This is a genomic window from Bradyrhizobium sp. 132, assembly GCF_023074185.1.
Taxonomy (GTDB): Bacteria; Pseudomonadota; Alphaproteobacteria; order Rhizobiales; family Xanthobacteraceae; genus Bradyrhizobium.
This window is the reverse complement of sequence record NZ_JADPKY010000157.1, coordinates 82196-97406: the sequence shown is the minus strand read 5'-3', so window position 1 is coordinate 97406 and position 15211 is coordinate 82196. Positions and strand designations below refer to the sequence as shown.

Annotated in this window: 16 protein-coding genes; 12 read left to right on the top strand and 4 right to left on the bottom strand. The window is 65.1% G+C overall.

Annotated elements, in window-relative coordinates; genetic code table 11:
• Window positions 1-32 precede the first annotated feature (32 nt).
• From IVA74_RS33465 to IVA74_RS33440, 6 genes are all read left to right on the top strand, one after another.
• Entirely contained in the window at window positions 33-473 is a 441-nt protein-coding gene (locus tag IVA74_RS33465; protein ID WP_247351374.1) for a MarR family winged helix-turn-helix transcriptional regulator, read from the top strand.
• An 11-nt stretch (window positions 474-484) separates the two neighbouring features.
• The gene (locus IVA74_RS33460; protein ID WP_247351372.1) at window positions 485-1270 is read left to right on the top strand and encodes an enoyl-CoA hydratase; all 786 of its coding nucleotides are present in this window, start codon (window positions 485-487) and stop codon (window positions 1268-1270) included.
• A gap of 121 nt (window positions 1271-1391) precedes the next feature.
• Window positions 1392-3473 (top strand): methyl-accepting chemotaxis protein, encoded by a 2082-nt coding sequence (locus IVA74_RS33455; RefSeq protein ID WP_247351492.1) that lies wholly within the window; start codon window positions 1392-1394, stop codon window positions 3471-3473.
• 124 nt (window positions 3474-3597) lie between these two features.
• Window positions 3598-4539: a dihydrodipicolinate synthase family protein gene (locus tag IVA74_RS33450; RefSeq protein ID WP_247351370.1), complete on the top strand. Its 942-nt coding sequence runs from the start codon at window positions 3598-3600 to the stop codon at window positions 4537-4539.
• A 260-nt stretch (window positions 4540-4799) separates the two neighbouring features.
• Window positions 4800-6200: a selenium-binding family protein gene (locus IVA74_RS33445; RefSeq protein ID WP_247351367.1), complete on the top strand. Its 1401-nt coding sequence runs from the start codon at window positions 4800-4802 to the stop codon at window positions 6198-6200.
• A gap of 77 nt (window positions 6201-6277) precedes the next feature.
• Window positions 6278-6871 carry a hypothetical protein gene (locus IVA74_RS33440; RefSeq protein ID WP_247351488.1) on the top strand — a complete coding sequence of 198 codons (594 nt, stop codon included), beginning with the start codon at window positions 6278-6280 and terminating at the stop codon, window positions 6869-6871.
• On the opposite strand, the gene IVA74_RS33435 is transcribed toward IVA74_RS33440, so the two are convergent.
• From IVA74_RS33435 to IVA74_RS33425, 3 genes are read right to left on the bottom strand one after another with little or no spacing between them, the layout of a single operon-like run.
• Window positions 6849-7574 (bottom strand): DUF1045 domain-containing protein, encoded by a 726-nt coding sequence (locus IVA74_RS33435; protein ID WP_247351365.1) that lies wholly within the window; start codon window positions 7572-7574, stop codon window positions 6849-6851. The genes IVA74_RS33440 and IVA74_RS33435 overlap by 23 nt on opposite strands.
• Window positions 7575-7592: 18 nt before the next feature.
• A complete protein-coding gene (locus IVA74_RS33430; RefSeq protein WP_247351364.1) occupies window positions 7593-8786 on the bottom strand; it encodes an alpha-D-ribose 1-methylphosphonate 5-triphosphate diphosphatase in 1194 nt (397 codons plus the stop codon).
• Window positions 8783-9457, bottom strand: coding sequence for a chloramphenicol acetyltransferase (locus tag IVA74_RS33425; protein ID WP_247351363.1), 675 nt, complete (start codon window positions 9455-9457; stop codon window positions 8783-8785). The genes IVA74_RS33430 and IVA74_RS33425 overlap by 4 nt, the downstream gene beginning before the upstream one ends.
• A 183-nt stretch (window positions 9458-9640) precedes the next feature.
• Here IVA74_RS33425 and phnC point away from each other — a divergent pair, with 183 nt between their 5' ends.
• The 4 genes from phnC to phnE (IVA74_RS33405) all read left to right on the top strand — a co-directional run bounded on the left by phnC (window position 9641) and on the right by phnE (IVA74_RS33405) (window position 13252).
• Window positions 9641-10450, top strand: coding sequence for a phosphonate ABC transporter ATP-binding protein (gene phnC, locus IVA74_RS33420; RefSeq protein WP_247351362.1), 810 nt, complete (start codon window positions 9641-9643; stop codon window positions 10448-10450).
• 61 nt (window positions 10451-10511) lie between these two features.
• Window positions 10512-11447 (top strand): phosphonate ABC transporter substrate-binding protein, encoded by a 936-nt coding sequence (phnD, locus tag IVA74_RS33415; RefSeq protein WP_247351361.1) that lies wholly within the window; start codon window positions 10512-10514, stop codon window positions 11445-11447.
• A gap of 75 nt (window positions 11448-11522) precedes the next feature.
• A complete protein-coding gene (gene phnE, locus IVA74_RS33410) occupies window positions 11523-12407 on the top strand; it encodes a phosphonate ABC transporter, permease protein PhnE (RefSeq protein WP_247351360.1) in 885 nt (294 codons plus the stop codon).
• The gene (gene phnE / locus IVA74_RS33405) at window positions 12404-13252 is read left to right on the top strand and encodes a phosphonate ABC transporter, permease protein PhnE (protein ID WP_247351359.1); all 849 of its coding nucleotides are present in this window, start codon (window positions 12404-12406) and stop codon (window positions 13250-13252) included. Before phnE (IVA74_RS33410) ends, phnE (IVA74_RS33405) begins: the two co-directional genes overlap by 4 nt.
• 32 nt (window positions 13253-13284) lie before the next feature.
• On the opposite strand, the gene phnF is transcribed toward phnE (IVA74_RS33405), so the two are convergent.
• Window positions 13285-14013, bottom strand: coding sequence for a phosphonate metabolism transcriptional regulator PhnF (gene phnF / locus IVA74_RS33400; protein ID WP_247351358.1), 729 nt, complete (start codon window positions 14011-14013; stop codon window positions 13285-13287).
• A gap of 170 nt (window positions 14014-14183) precedes the next feature.
• Between phnF and phnG the strand changes: the two genes are divergently transcribed.
• Together phnG and phnH are read left to right on the top strand one after the other, a co-directional pair.
• Entirely contained in the window at window positions 14184-14597 is a 414-nt protein-coding gene (gene phnG / locus IVA74_RS33395; protein WP_247351357.1) for a phosphonate C-P lyase system protein PhnG, read from the top strand.
• A 4-nt stretch (window positions 14598-14601) separates the two neighbouring features.
• Complete coding sequence (gene phnH, locus IVA74_RS33390; protein ID WP_247351356.1) at window positions 14602-15210, top strand: phosphonate C-P lyase system protein PhnH; 609 nt, start codon at window positions 14602-14604, stop codon at window positions 15208-15210.
• Window position 15211: the final 1 nt, after the last annotated feature.

Genomic DNA, 15211 nt, shown 5'->3' with positions numbered 1-15211 from the left:
ACAACTCGGTCGGCCTCGGCTATCTACTTCGCATGCGAACTAAAGCAGCCGGCGCGAGGCATCATCGGCTGATCTACCTGCTGAGCGTTGCGCAGCGGCGCTTGCAGCGCTGGATGGCGGCGCAGCCTTCGAGCGAGGTGACGCCGGCGCAGGCGGGACTGCTGTTCATCCTCGGCAAGCAGGACGGCGTGCTGATGGGCGAGGCGGGCGCGGCGCTCGATCTGGGGCCCGCCGGCATTTCCGGCCTCGTCGACCGCACGGCAGCTGCAAAACTGATCGAGCGGCGCGCCGATCGCGAGGACGGGCGCGCCTGGCGCGTCTGGCTGACGCCGAAGGGCCGCACGGCGCTCGCACAGGCGAAGGCCAACGCGGCAGAGGTCAACGCGGCGTTGACGGACGGATTTACCAGCGCGGAGATCGACATCGTCACGCGCTGGCTGACGAGCATTCAAGAGAAATTTCCAAGAGAATAAAGGAGAGACCCATGACAGAGCACGTCCGGATCGAGAACAACGGCGGAATCCTCACGCTCACGTTGGCGCGCCCCGACAAGAAGAACGCGCTGACGGATGCGATGTACGGCAAGCTCGCCGATGCAATCGAATCCGCCGAGTTCGATCCGTCGGCCCGCGTGATCCTGATCCGCGGCGAGGGAGACATGTTCACCGCCGGCAACGACGTCGGAGAATTCGCCGCGGTCGCAGCGGGCAAGTCGGAAGGAAGCCGCAACGTCGTGCGCTTCATCCAGTCGCTGGCGCGCTGCACCCGGCCGCTGGTTGCCGCCGTGCAGGGCCGCGCCGTCGGCGTCGGCACCACGATGCTGCTGCATTGCGACCTCGTCGTGCTCGCCGACAACGCGCAATTGTCGACGCCCTTCGTCAGCCTGGCGCTGGTGCCGGAGGCCGCGTCCAGCCTGCTGATGCCGGCGCGCATCGGCCACGCGCGCGCCTACGAGATGTTCGCGCTCGGCGAGACGGTGCCGGCCAAATCCGCGCTGGAATGGGGGCTCGCCAACCGCGTGGTGCCGCTCGACAAGCTCGATGCCGAGGCGATCGCGCTGGCGCAGCGTCTTGCCCGTCAGCCGGCCGGCGCGCTCACCGCCACCAAGAAGCTGATGCGCAATGGCGAAGCGCTGGTCGCGCAGATGAACGCCGAGGGCGAGCAGTTCGGACTGCGTCTGCGCACCGCCGAGGCGCGCGAGGCCTTCACCGCTTTCGCCGAGCGCCGCCCGCCCGATTTCACCAAAGTTGCTGATATCGGGGCCGCATGATGAAGATTTGTCGGGCCGGAAGCTCACGGCAATTCGATTAAAACCTTAACGAAACATTGGCATGTCGCGGGGCAAGGTGGCGCTCGAAAGATTAGGCCCCCGACCCAGGCCCCCCGACACCATGGCAATGTTCAAGAAATCGGTAAGTTCGCTCCTCCTGACATTGATGGCCCTGCTGGCTGCCGGTGCGCTGGCCTCCACGGCGATCCAGATGGTCGGGGCGTTCGGCCGCTACAGCGACAGTCTCGAAACCGCGCGGCTTGCCGCCGCCGACAAGGCGATCTTCCATGGCGTGCTGGCGCTGCGCAACAATCGCGGCGATGCGCAGAGCGCGATCCTCGGCGAGGACGACCCGCGGACAAAACTCGAGGCGGCGGAGAAGGCCGAGCAGGGCGGCTATGACGCCATCGGCGCCGCGCTCGCCACAGTCGACTTCGCCCGCCGAGACGAACTCGCTGGCACATTGAAGCAGGGCTGGAGCGACCCCGCGCCGCAATTCCAGCTGTTCTACGACGAGGCCAAGCGTCCGCGCGCCGAGCGCAAGATCGAGCGGACCAGTTCCTGGTACGATGCCGTCACCAAAGTCATCGACACGGCGAACCTCGCCTCCACCGCGGTGTCGAACCGCGCCTGGACGGACGATCCCTACATCGCGCGCATGATCCAGGTCCGCCGCTTCGCCTGGCAGGTGCGCGACCGTTATGGAATCCATTGTTCGTCCCTTCGATCCAACGTCAACAGCAGCAAGCCGCTCGACGATGCGCAGAAGCGGTCAGTGGCGCAGTGGGATGGCACGATCGCCTCCGGCTGGGCGGGCATGGGCGAGTTGCTGGCTGCGCCCGGCGTGACGGCGGAGCTGGTTACGGCAGCGACGGACGCGAAGGCCAAGACCGATGGCGTCCTGAAGCAGATCGGCGAGCTCACCAAGAATTTCGACGGCAGCGGCAAGCCCGCGCTTCCCGCCTCGGAATGGAATACGCTGTGCCAGTCACCCTTCCCGTCCATCGTCGCGGTGGCGAACAAGGGGCTCGACCAGTCGATCGCGCGGGCGGAGACCGTGCAGGCCAAGGCGCTCACCAATCTCGTCGTGCAGTCGCTCGCGTTCCTGCTCGCGCTGGCCGTGACCCTGGCCGGCGTGTACGTGGTGCGCAATCGCCTGATGCGCCCGGTGCGCGCCATCCTGGACGCCATCGCCAGGATCAGCGCCCGCGACTACGCCACGCCCGTTCCGCAATCCAGACATCCCGACGAGTTCGGCACCATGGCGGCCGCGCTCGAAAGCCTGCGCGAGAGTGCGGCGACCGCGGAACGCCTGGGCTTGGAACGCGAATCGCAGCAAGCGCTCCAGCTCGCCCGCTCCGGCACCGTCGATGCGGCCTGCCGCAGCTTCGACGACACCGTGCAAGCCGTCATTCACAGCGTTGCGGCGTCGACGAAAGAACTCGATGCCACCGCGACCGACGTGCGCTCGCTGGTTTCGGAATCGAGCAGCCAGACCGCGGCGGTCTCCTCCTCCGCCGAGCAGGCCACCAACAATCTCGAGACCATCGCAGCCGCGACCGAGGAACTTTCCGCGTCCGTCGGCGAGATCTCCGCGCAGGTGCAGGCCAGCGCCCGCGAGGCCCGCGAAGCCGTGTCGCAGGCAGCGCAGACCAACGCGACGGTCGAGATCCTCGATCAGACCGCTAGCCGCATCGGCGAGGTCGTGAAGATGATCAACGCCATCGCAGGGCAGACCAACCTCCTGGCGTTGAACGCCACCATCGAGGCCGCGCGCGCGGGTGAGGCCGGCCGCGGCTTCGCCGTGGTCGCCGGCGAGGTGAAGAGTCTCGCCTCGCAGACGGCGACGGCGACGGAAGAAATCTCCCGCCAGGTCGCGGAGATCCAGGGCGCGACGGGCCAGGCGGTCACTGCCATCCGCGCGATCGGAGGCGCCATCAGCGGCATCGACGAGAAGATGACGGCGATTGCCGCCGCGGTCGAACAGCAGCGCGCCGCCACCACCGAGATCTCGCGCAACTTCCAGCAGGCCGCGCAGGGAACCCGCGAGGTCACCGATACCATCGGCAGCGTCGCCAGGCTCAACCAGGAGACCGGCAATGCCGGCTCGGTACTGTCGGTGTCCGTGAAGAAGATGTCGGCCGACGCCGATCGTCTCCGCGTGGCGGTCGAGGGCTTTTTGGGTGCGGTGAAGACCGCGTAGCTTCGACAATCCTCTATCCCCACGTCGCGCAATCGGCATTGCCGCCGATGCGCGCGGCGGGTACATCTGTGACGCTGCGCCAGCGCCGCGGCAGATGTAGAGAAGATCAGGGATGGAGAGTTCGATGCCGGTCACGCCACACCACAAGGCCCAGCGTCCTTATCGCGGCGTGTTCCCGGTTGCACCCACCATCTTCGACGAGCGCGGCGAGCTCGATCTCGAGGGACAGCGCCGCTGCATCGATTTCATGATCGATGCCGGCTCGAATGGTCTGTGCATCCTCGCCAATTTTTCCGAGCAGTTCGTGCTCACCGATGCCGAGCGCGAGACCGTGATGTATGCGGTGATGGAGCATGTCGCGGGCCGCGTTCCCGTGATCGTCACCACCACGCATTTCAGCTCGGCCGTGTGCGCTGCACGCAGCCAACAGGCGGAGACGGCCGGTGCCGCCATGGTGATGGTCATGCCGCCCTATCACGGCGCGACCTTCCGCGTGCCCGAGAAAGGCGTCGTCGAATTCTTCAAGGTGCTGTCCGGCGCGATCAACATTCCGATCATGATCCAGGATGCGCCGGTGGCCGGCACGCCGCTGTCGGTCGAGCTGCTGGCGCGGCTGGCGCGCGATTTCGCCAACATCCGCTATTTCAAGATCGAGGTGCCCGGCGCTGCTTCTAAGCTCCGCAGCCTGATCGAGGCAGGCGGCAGCGCGATCGAGGGTCCCTGGGACGGCGAGGAGGCGATCACGCTGCTCGCCGATCTCGATGCCGGCGCCACCGGCGCGATGACCGGCGGCGGCTATCCCGACGGCATCCGCCAGATCATCGATCCCTATTTCGCCGGCAAGCGCGAGGAGGCGAAAGCCGCCTACGAACGCTGGCTGCCGCTGATCAACTACGAAAACCGCCAATGCGGCCTGATCGCCTGCAAGGCGATGATGCAGGCCGGCGGCGTGATCAAGTCGGACACGGTGCGGCATCCCTTGCAACCGCTGCACCCGGCGACGCGGGCAGGGCTCCTGGAGTTGGCCAAGGAGCGCGATGCGCTGGCGTTGAGGTGGGGGAAGTAGGGCGCTGCCTGCTCGGCGGTCGCTATATAACTCCGCCGTCGTCCTGGACAAGCGCGCCCTAGCCTGATCCCGCCAGCTGCCATCTGGCTGAAGGCGTCGAATTAACGCGGTTCGCGCGGTTTCCCGCAAGCCGGCGATGACATATTGTACGCTCGCCAACCAGGCCCGCGGAGCATCTCAAGACATCGCGCAACAGCTCTTCATTATGCCGCTATTCCGAGCCAGGCTGGAGCGAGCCGACGAAACAGGGAGGCAGTGCCATGACGATGAGGCCGGATCCCACCTTTCACGCATCGCCCAAGCTTGCGATGGAAGCACCTGCGGAGAACTTTGCCTACACGTTGCTGCTCAGTCCGGATTTCTCGAAACCGGATGCTCTCGCGGTCATCGACGTCAAGCCGGGATCGCCGACCTACAGCCAAATCGTCCACACCGTGACGATGCCCAACAAGGGCGATGAGTTTCATCACTTCGGCTGGAATGCCTGCTCCTCCGCCTTGTCACCGCTCGCCGGGCATGCCTTCATCGAGCGGCGCTATCTCATCATCCCCGGGATACGCTCGTCGCGGATTTACATCATCGATACCAAGCCCGATCCGACCAAGGCCAAAATCCACAAGATCATCGAGCCTGAGGAAGTCTTCAAAAAGACCGGCTACTCGCGGCCGCATACCATCCATTGCGGGCCGGACGGCATCTATGTGAGCACGCTGGGTGGCGGGGGCAAAGACGGCACCAACGGGCCTCCAGGCGTCTTCATCATGGATTGCGAGACGTTCGAGGTCCTCGGACGATGGGAGATCGACCGCGGTCCGCAGACGCTGCACTATGATTTCTGGTGGAACCTGCCGCGCGATTACATGGTGACGAGTGAATGGGCGTTGCCGCCGCAGTTCGAGAACGGGATTGTCCCGGAAGATCTGCTCGCGAACAAATATGGCCACCGTCTCCACTTCTGGGATCTTCGCGCCCGTCGCAATGTGCAGACCATCGACCTCGGCGCTAATCATCAGATGGCGCTGGAGGTACGGCCGGCGCACGATCCGGTTCGCGAATACGGCTTCGTGGGCGTTGTGGTCGACACCACGAATCTCGAAGCCTCGATCTGGACCTGGTGGCGCGAAGGCGGAAAATTCCATGCCGAGAAGACGGCGACGATCCCGCCCGAGCCCGCGCCAAAAGAGAAGCTCCCGCCGCTGCTCCAGGGCTTTGGCGCCGTACCGCCGCTGGTCACCGACATCGACCTGTCGATGGATGACCGGTTTCTCTATGTCTCGTGCTGGGGCACGGGTGAAATGCGCCAGTACGACGTGAGCGATCCGCGAAAGCCGAAGCTTGCGGGCTCGGTTCACATCGGCGGCGTCGCGCGCCGCACCCCCCATCCGAACGGCAAGGCATTTGCGGCCGGTCCGCAGATGGTCGAGATCAGCCGCGACGGCAGGCGCGTATACTGGACCAATTCGCTCTATTCCACCTGGGATGACCAGTTCTATCCCGATGGCGTTCCGGGTGTGGAAGTCATGGCCAATGTCGGTCGCAATGGCGGCCTCGAGCTCGACAAGGACTACTTCGTGAGCTTCCCCGACGGATATCGTGCGCACCAGATCAGGCTGGAAGGCGGCGATTGTTCGACGGACTCGTTTTGCTACCCGTCGGCCTAGATTGGGCACACGCGAGCCTCGGCGGGCTGTGGCTCGCTCTTGTTGCGAGCGGTCTCTATCACGGGGTCAATCCGGGAATGGGCTGGCCGCTCGCCGTTTCGGCCGGGCTCATGGACAAGAGCCCGCGCGCGCTCTTTCGCGCGTTGTGGGCTCTGGCGGCCGGACATCTCCTGGCAACATTTCTCGTGCTGCTGCCATTCGCGTTCCTGCTCGTGCTGGCCGAGTGGCAGCGTCCGATCCAGCTCGGCGCGAGCCTTCTCGTCATTGGTTTCGGCGTTTATCGGCTGGTCGAGCGGCGCCATCCGCGCACGCTGGCACGAATTCCGCCAACGCAATTGGCGCTCTGGTCATTTGCCGTCGCCATTGCCCACGGCGCCGCCTTGATGCTTGTGCCGATCTATCTCGGGCTCTGCCAGGCCTTCGAACTCGATGCCGGCCACGAGGCCGCCGGCGCGCTGATCAAGGCAAGCCTCGGGATGGCGGTGCTGGTGTCTTTGGTGCACGTTGCCGCCATGGTCGGCGCCGGCGGATGTCTGGCGTGGCTGGTCTACCGCCATCTGGGATTGAAGATCGTCTCGCGAAGCTGGTTCAATCTGGATGTCATCTGGGCGACCAGCCTCATTCTGGTTGGCGTTGTGGCCCTCGCCTTCAATCTCGGGAGCTGGCACTGACGCTTGACTGCGTCAAAGCCCACTCGCCGATGATGCGGAAGCGAGCCTTGGCGTCACCCTGCCTGAACAGCGCGACGCGATCGATCGCTAGCGTGTTGAGACCGAGCGCAGCAAACCTTGCCCGCAGCATTTTCAAAATCGGGCCGCGGCGCTCCGCGTCCAGCCGCCCCGTCAGCGTCATGTGGAAGCGGAATTCCTCCATCACGTAGGGATAGCCCCAGCGATCGAGATAGTCGCGCTGCCGCTCGCTGAGCTTCTCGGGCTTCCGCCGCCCGCGATCTTCCGCCGTCATAGCCGGACGGAATGAATCAAATGCGCGGACGCAATCAGCGGCGAGCTCTTGGAGCGCATCGACCGGCTCGGCCGGAATGACCGCAATAAAACCACTGATGGAATCGACGATCGGCCGGATCACCGGGATCGTCCGCGCCTCGCCGGCAAAGGTTGCGCAGGCCGCCAAAAGCTCCGCTTCGGTCTTGCCGGGCGCGAGCGCCATCGGCGCCTTCAGCGTGCCGTGAAAGCCGTATTTGCGGGGATCGGCTGTGATGTCGCGCCAATCGGGCGCGGCATGCAGCGTGTCGCTAGGAAACGGCAATTCGTTGCCGGTATGGGTATCGTAGCCGAGCAGCTCGGCGCCGAAGCGGGAGAGGGCGCTGTTGCTGCCTGCGGCAAAATAGATCGCGTAGCGGGAAAGACCTGTCATCGCCTCAGCATAACCGGTTTAGGCCGCAACGACAGCCTCGCGCGGCGTTGCCACTGCTGCGAGCAGCCGCGTCGCATCGGTGAGATGCACGAGCTTGCCGCCCGCGATGACGGCCACGAGTCGCGGTCGCAGCGGAATGCTGTCGTCGACCAGCAGAATGTCGGCGCGCCGTCCTTCCGCGAGCACGCCGCGATCGGCAAGGCCGGTCGCGCGCGCGGGTGCGGCGGAGACCAGGTTCCAGGCCTCGGTCAGCGGCAGCACGCCATCGGCTGCGAGGCGGAACGCAGCGAGCAGCTGCGCGGGATAATAATAGTCCGAGGCCAGCACCGAGCAGAGCCCCTTGGCGATCATGTCGGACGCTTTGGTCCAGCCCGTGTGGCTGCCGCCGCGCACGACGTTCGGCGCGCCGTAGACGATGGCATCGCCGTGGCTGGCTGCCTCCCGCGCCGTCTCCTCGTTGATCGGAAACTCCGCGATCGCCACGCCTATGGCGCGAAAGCCCTGGCGCACCGCCGGCGTCGCATCGTCATGCGAAAGCATCCGCACCTCGGCGGCGCGGGCAGTCGCGGCAAGCCGCGACACGGAAGCCGGGACCTCGCTGGCGCGCGAAAGCACGTGTCCCACCAGCCGGTCGAATTCCTCGCTCGACAGGCCGGTACGCTCCACCATGCGGTTGCGCTTGCGAGGCTTGGCCATGTCCCCGACCGTGCCGTCCATGTGGTCGTTGAAGGCGAACAGGTCGACGCGACCTTTGGCGAGCCATTGGCTCATCTCCTGCTCGGCATCGAGATTGTAGGTCTCGTGGCGCAGGTGGAAGCGGGTATCGGCCGCGAATTGCGGGCGCTGCCGTTCGATCGCTTCCATCAGGCCGCGCGCATTGTCGGCGCTGCGCAGGCCCGGCTCCCACGAACAGGTCGTGGCGTGAAACACCGTGGTGATGCCGTTGCCGATCGCCTGGCGGTCGCTGTCGGCGAGCGCCACATCGATCGGGAAGTCGACACCGGCACGCGGCATCATTTGCCGCTCGAAGGCATCGCCATGCAGATCGACGATGCCGGGCAGCACCAGCAGGTCGCGCGCGTCGATCGCAAGCCGCGTCCGGCCGCGAGAAGCGTCGAGCTGCGCAATGTCCGTTCCGGATACGAGAAGTGAAGTCTCGACGAGCTCGGAGCCGATCAGGGTCCGGCCGCCCTCAAGGAAAATGTCTGTCACGCGACCGCGCTTTGTTTGCTGCTGCCAAGAGGACTGTTGAGAGAACTTGCCCGTGCTTCATATGTCGAGAGGAAATCTTCAATCCCGAGCTTGCGAAAATCGGGCAGTGCTTCACGCAATTTGTCGTGATCCCAGTCCCACCAGGCGAGCCTGGCGAGCCGCCCGGCGATCTCTTCCGAGAACCGGCGGCGGACGATGCGCGCCGGATTGCCGGCGACGATGGTGTAGGCCGGCACGTCCTTGGTGACGATGGCGCCTGCCGCGATCACCGCGCCGGTGCCGATGTTGCGGCCCGGCAGCACGATCGCGCCATGGCCGATCCAGACGTCATGGCCGATATGGATGTGATGCTGGCGCCGCCAGTCGAAGAATTCCGTATCGTCGCTCTCGCCTTCGAAGTAGGCGCTCGAACGATAAGTGAAGTGCGCCTGCGTGGCGCGGTGCATCGGGTGATTGCCCGGATTGATCCGTGTCATCGCCGCGATCGAGCAGAATTTTCCGATGGTGGTGTAGGTGATCTGGGCGTCGTTCACGACATAGGAGTAATCGCCCATCGTCACGTCGTGCAAAATCGTGCGCGCGCCGACCTCGGTGTAGGCCCCAAGCCTGGTGTCGTGCAGCCTGGCCGAGGGATCGATGGTCGGCTGGACCGAAAGAGTTTTGGCGGCCATGTTGCATCCGAACGAGAGGGCGGGCATTTCTCTTCGAGCGGCTTGATGACAATGTCATGACGACGCGATGACAGGGGATGAACAGGCGATGAGGTGTGTAGGATCGCCGCACCGCAACGCGCGTGTCACACAAGTGTCAAGCGCCGGCGTTAGCGGTGGGCCCAAGCTACTCTGGAGCCCTGCATGCTGGTGGTTGAAGGTCTGACGTGTCGCTTCGGCGTGAAAGCCGCGGTGGACGACGCTTCGTTTCAAGTTTCCCCCGGCGGCTTCGTCGGCGTGATCGGGCGATCCGGCGCCGGCAAGTCGACCCTGCTGCGGACCATCAACCGCCTGGCGACGCCGACGCAAGGCCGCATCCTGTTCGACGGCATCGACGTCACGGCGCTGCGCGGCAAGGAGTTGCGGCAGTGGCGGGCACGTTCCGCGATGATCTTCCAGCAATTCAACCTGGTCGGCCGGCTCGACGTGCTCACCAACGTCCTGATGGGGCGACTCGCGACGATGCCGGCCTGGCGCTCCCTGACGCAGACCTGGCCTGAGCAGGACAAGGCGCTGGCGATGTCCGCGCTCGAGCAGTTCGACATCGCCCCGCTCGCAGCCCAGCGTGCCGACCAGCTTTCCGGGGGCCAGCAGCAACGCGTGGCGATCGCCCGCGCGCTGGTGCAGCAGCCCGACATCATCCTCGCCGACGAGCCGATCGCCTCGCTCGACCCGCGCAACACCAAGATCGTGATGGATGCGCTGCTGCGCATCAACAAGCATTTCGGCATCACCGTGCTCTGCAATCTTCACTCGCTCGATCTGGCGCGCAGCTATTGCGACCGCCTGATCGGCATGGCGCAGGGCCGCGTGGTGTTCGACGGCGCGCCGGCTGAGTTGACCGATTACGTTGCGCGCGAGCTCTACGATCTCGAAGCCGCCGAAATCATGGGCGGCATGCCCGTGCCGGCGCCCCAGGGCGTTCCGGCACTTGGAACGGCGGCCGCCGCCTGAGCCGCGCTTGTTTTGTTTTCAGTTCTTGCGTCAACCGACCCCAACCGATGAAGAGGCTATCATGATCACTCGTAGACTAGTTCTTGCCGGCGCCGCCGCGCTCGCGTTCACGACCTCAGCCTCCGCCGACGACTGGAAAGCCAAATATCCCGAACTGACCTTCGCGGTCATTCCGGCGGAAAACGCCTCGGGCGTTACCGAGCGCTGGGCGCCGTTCATGAACTATCTCTCCAAGGAGCTGGGCGTGAAGGTCACGCTGCGCATCGCCAACGACTACGCCGCCGTCATCGAAGGCCAGCGCGCCGGCAACATCCATATCGCGAGCTATGGCTCGGCCTCGTTCGCCCGCGCCCGCCTGACCGGCGTCAAGACCGACGCCTTCGCCAACGACATCAACGCGGACGGCTCGACCGGCTACTACTCGGTGTTCTTCGTCAAGGCGAACAGCCCCTACAAGAGCGTCGATCAGCTCAAGGGCAAGAACCTTGGCCTCGTCGATCCGAACTCGACCTCCGGCAACAACGTGCCGCGCTTCGAGCTCGACAAGATGGGCATCGCGGACGCCGACACCTATTTCGGCAAGGTCGTCTTCACCGGCAGCCATGAGAATGCGATCCTGGCGCTCGCGCAGGGCACCGTCGACGTTGCGGCCAACCAGTGGACCAGCGATGACGATTCGACGCTGGCGCAGATGCTGACCAAGGGCATGTTGAAGAATGCCGACGGTCCGCCGATGAAGAAGGACGATTTCCGCATCATCCACAAGTCGGACCCGATCATCAACGGCCCCTACGCCTACAATTCGGACCTGCCGGAAGAGGCGAAGGCGGCCATCGCAAAGGCGTTCTTCGACGCGCCCGCCAAGGACAAGGCGGCCTTCGATCGCCTCCAGGATGGCCAGAAGAAGGGTTTTCATCCCGCCACCACCAAGGACTGGGATGGCACGATCGAGCTGATCAAGTTCGTCGATGCACTGCGTAAGAAGAAGGCGTCCTGATTTCAGGATGATGGCATTGGAGCCGGGTCGATGGACCCGGCTCTTTCTCTTTGATCGACCATTTTTCCTGGCCAGATGACCGTCGCGGTTTCGATCCTCCCCGAGCAGCAGCTCGCCGTGCTCAACGCCGCCTATCGCCAGGCGGTCGCGCGCAAGCGGCTGCGACTCCTGTTTGGAGCCGTGATCTTCGCTGCAGCACTGTTTCTCGCCGCGATCGGCGCGGAAGTGAACCTGCGCACCCTCTTCGCCCATTACGGTAACTTCCTCAGCTATTTCGACCGCATCTTCGCGCTCGACAATGGCCAGCGGGTTTGGACCGATGTCGGCGAGTGGCTGTGGGGCTGGCGCAAATGGCTGAGGATGCTCGGCGAGACGCTGTTGATCTCCTATGTAGGCACGCTGATCGGTGCAACGTTCGCTTTCGCGCTCAACTTCTTCGCGGCCGAAAACACCTCGCCGTCGCCCTGGCTGCGCTTCACGGTGCGCCGCCTGCTCGAATTCGCCCGCACCGTGCCCGGTATCGTCTTCGCTCTGATCTTCGTGATCGCCTTCGGGCTCGGGCCGATGGCCGGCGTGCTCGCGATCGCGATCCACTCCACCGGCGCGCTCGGAAAACTGTTCTCGGAGATCGTCGAGAACGCCGACATGAAGCCGGTCGAAGGCATTCGCTCGACCGGTGCGAGCTGGCTCTCCTGCATGCGCTTTGCCGTCGTGCCGCAGGTGACCGCGGGCTATGCCAGCTACGCGCTGCTGCGCTTCGAGGTCAATGTCCGGGAAGCCTCGGTGATGGGTTTCGTCGGCGCCGGCGGCATCGGCCAGGAGCTCGTCGTCGCCATCCGCAAGTTCTATTACTCGGACGTCAGCGCGATCCTGCTCACCATCATCGTCACGGTCTTCGTCATCGACATCAGCACCGGCTGGCTGCGCGGCCGGCTGTTCGGCAGGGAGACGCGGACGTGACGGGGCGGCAGGAGATCGACACCGTAGCGCTTCGCGCGCGCTATCCTGAAATGTTCGACCGGCCGGCCTCGGCGCGGCTTGCGATGCCGGCGATGATCGTCGCGGCGTTCGCGATCCTGGTCTACGGCCTCGTCGATCTCGATTTCTCGCCGTCGCGGTTTTTCGCAGGGCTGAACCAGCTCGGCTGGATCAGCCTGATGATGATCCCGCCGGATCCCGGCTCGTCGCTGCCGATCTATCTGAAGGCGCTGGGCGAGACGCTGTCGATCGCGCTGCTCGGCACGACGCTTGCGGCCGTGTTCGCGCTTCCGGTCAGCCTGTTGGCCGCCCGCAACGTGGTGCCGTCGAGCATTCTGCGCTTCCCGGTGCGACGTTTCCTGGATTCGATTCGCGGCGTCGATACCCTGATCTGGGCGCTGGTGTGGATCAACGTGGTCGGGCTCGGCCCGTTTGCCGGCGTGCTCGCCATAGCCGTGTCCGATTTCGGCGCCTTCGGAAAATTGTTCTCGGAGGCGATCGAGGGCGCCGACCAGAAGCAGGTCGAAGGCATCCGCGCGTCCGGCGGCAGTGCGCTGCACGAGATCCGTTTCGGTTTGTTGCCGCAGGTCCTGCCGGTGATCGCCGGTCAGGTGCTCTATTTCATCGAGTCGAATACGCGCTCGGCCACCATCATCGGCATCGTCGGCGCCGGCGGCATCGGGCTCCAGCTCGCCGAGCAGATCCGCGTGCTGGAATGGCAGAAGGTGTCGTTCCTGATCCTGATGATTCTGGTCGCGGTCGCCGCGATCGATTTCGTCTCGGGAAAACTCCGCTTCGCCATCATCGGGCGAAGGGCGGTGGCTTAATCGCAGACACCGTAGCCTCCATTTCATGGTTGCTACGACTCCACCAAAAATTCCACCCGCTCCGCGGCGAAGCGCGAATGCTTGGTGACCAGCGGCTTGCCGTCGAGGTCATGGTCGGTCGCGTCGACCACCAGAATCGGCCGTCCCAGCGCCAGATCGAGCCGTGCGGCGTCGGTTGCGTCGACGATGCCGGCGGTGATGCGGGTCGCGCCGCGACGATAGTCGCGGACGCCGTAATGCTCGAGCAGTTTCGTCATCGAGCGCGTCGCGGCGAATACATTGCCCGCCCCCGGAAACAATTCCGCCGACAGCCAAGTGGTGGAGACGCAGATCGGCGTGCGGTCGGCGAGGCGCATCGCCTCGATCCGCACCAGTGGTGCGCCGGCCTTCAATCCAAGTTCCCGCGCGAGTTCGCGGGTCGCGGCATCATCGGACGCCTCGATCAACCGGCCATGCGGTTCGCGACCGTCCGCGCCGACGATCTCGGAGAAGCGGGTCCGCGAGCGCAGCGGATAGGCGAGCTTCTGCGCCTCGACATAGGTTCCGCTGCCACGCTCGGCCCGCACGATGCCGCGCTCGGCAAGCGCGGCCAGCGCGCGCCGCACTGTGTGGCGGTTCACGCGATAGGTTTCAGCGATCTCCATCTCGCCCGGCAGCTTGTCGCCGGCCACAAAGCGGCCGTCGGCGATGCCGCGCTCGATGCCGTCGGCAACGAGGCGCCACAAGGCGACGCCGGAGGAGGCTGTATCCTGCATGCTCATGTGGCCGGGAAGCTACTCCAGAAATCACGCCCTTGTCACGAAACAGTCATGGCGCTCCGGTATCAAGTTGTCTAGTATCATAGACAACTTGGATTCGGCAAGTTCGGCAAACAGGTTCGGTGGATTTGGTGACCCAGCACAACAATCAGCAAGCCCGGCGCAAGGCCGCAATGGCCGTGCTGGCGCACGCGGAGGCGGGCGAGATCGCCGCTCGCCTCCGCGCTCTCGCCCTGCCGGCGCATCAGGATTTGCGTGCGCCGGAAAATGGCCTCGTCATGCTGCGCGGCCGGGTCGGCGGCGACGGTGCGCCGTTCAATCTCGGCGAAGCGACGGTGTCGCGCGCCGCGATCAGGCTCGCGAGCGGCGAGGTCGGTTTCGGTTACACGCTCGGTCGCGACGGTGAGAAGGCGCGGCTGATCGCGCTGTGCGATGCGCTGGTGCAGTCCAGCGATTTCGGCGGAGCGGTGGAGCGGGAAATTATCGCGCCGTTGCGTGAGCAGCTTATGGTCAGGCGCAAGCAGGCGGCGGCCGAGACCGCCGCGACGAAGGTTGATTTCTACACCATGGTGCGCGGTGAAGGGTGAGATCATGACCACGATTGCGGAACTGCCGCCGGGGTTCGCCGACAAGGTGCTGTCGGCGCAATCGACCTTTCGTTCGGTCATGGACGCGATGGCGCGGCCGGGGTCGGTCCAGCGCATCGTGCGGACATCAGGAGCGCCTCATATAATGATGCGCGGCACCGCCGCGATCGCGCTGACTCTGTTCGACCACGACACGCCGCTCTGGCTCGATGCGCGCATGTCGGAAAGCACCGACGTGGCAAAATGGCTGAAGTTCCACACCGGCGCGCCGGTGGTGCAGGATTCCTCGATCGCAGGCTTCGCGCTGATCAGCGACGGCGGAGCGCTGCCTTCGCTCGAGCGCTTCGCGCTCGGCACTAGCGAATATCCGGATCGTTCGACCACATTGATCCTTCAGGTCGAGAGCCTGGACTCAGGGCGCAGCTTCGAGCTGCGCGGCCCCGGCATCGACGGTGTCGCGACGCTCCAGGCCTCGATCAGGCCGTTCGACCTGTTCGAGCGCCTGCGTGTCAACGAGACGCTGTTTCCGCGCGGCACCGATGTGGTGCTGGTCGCCGAGGACGCCGTGGTTGCGATCCCCCGCACCACGCGTGTCGTGAACAAAGGAAGCTAGC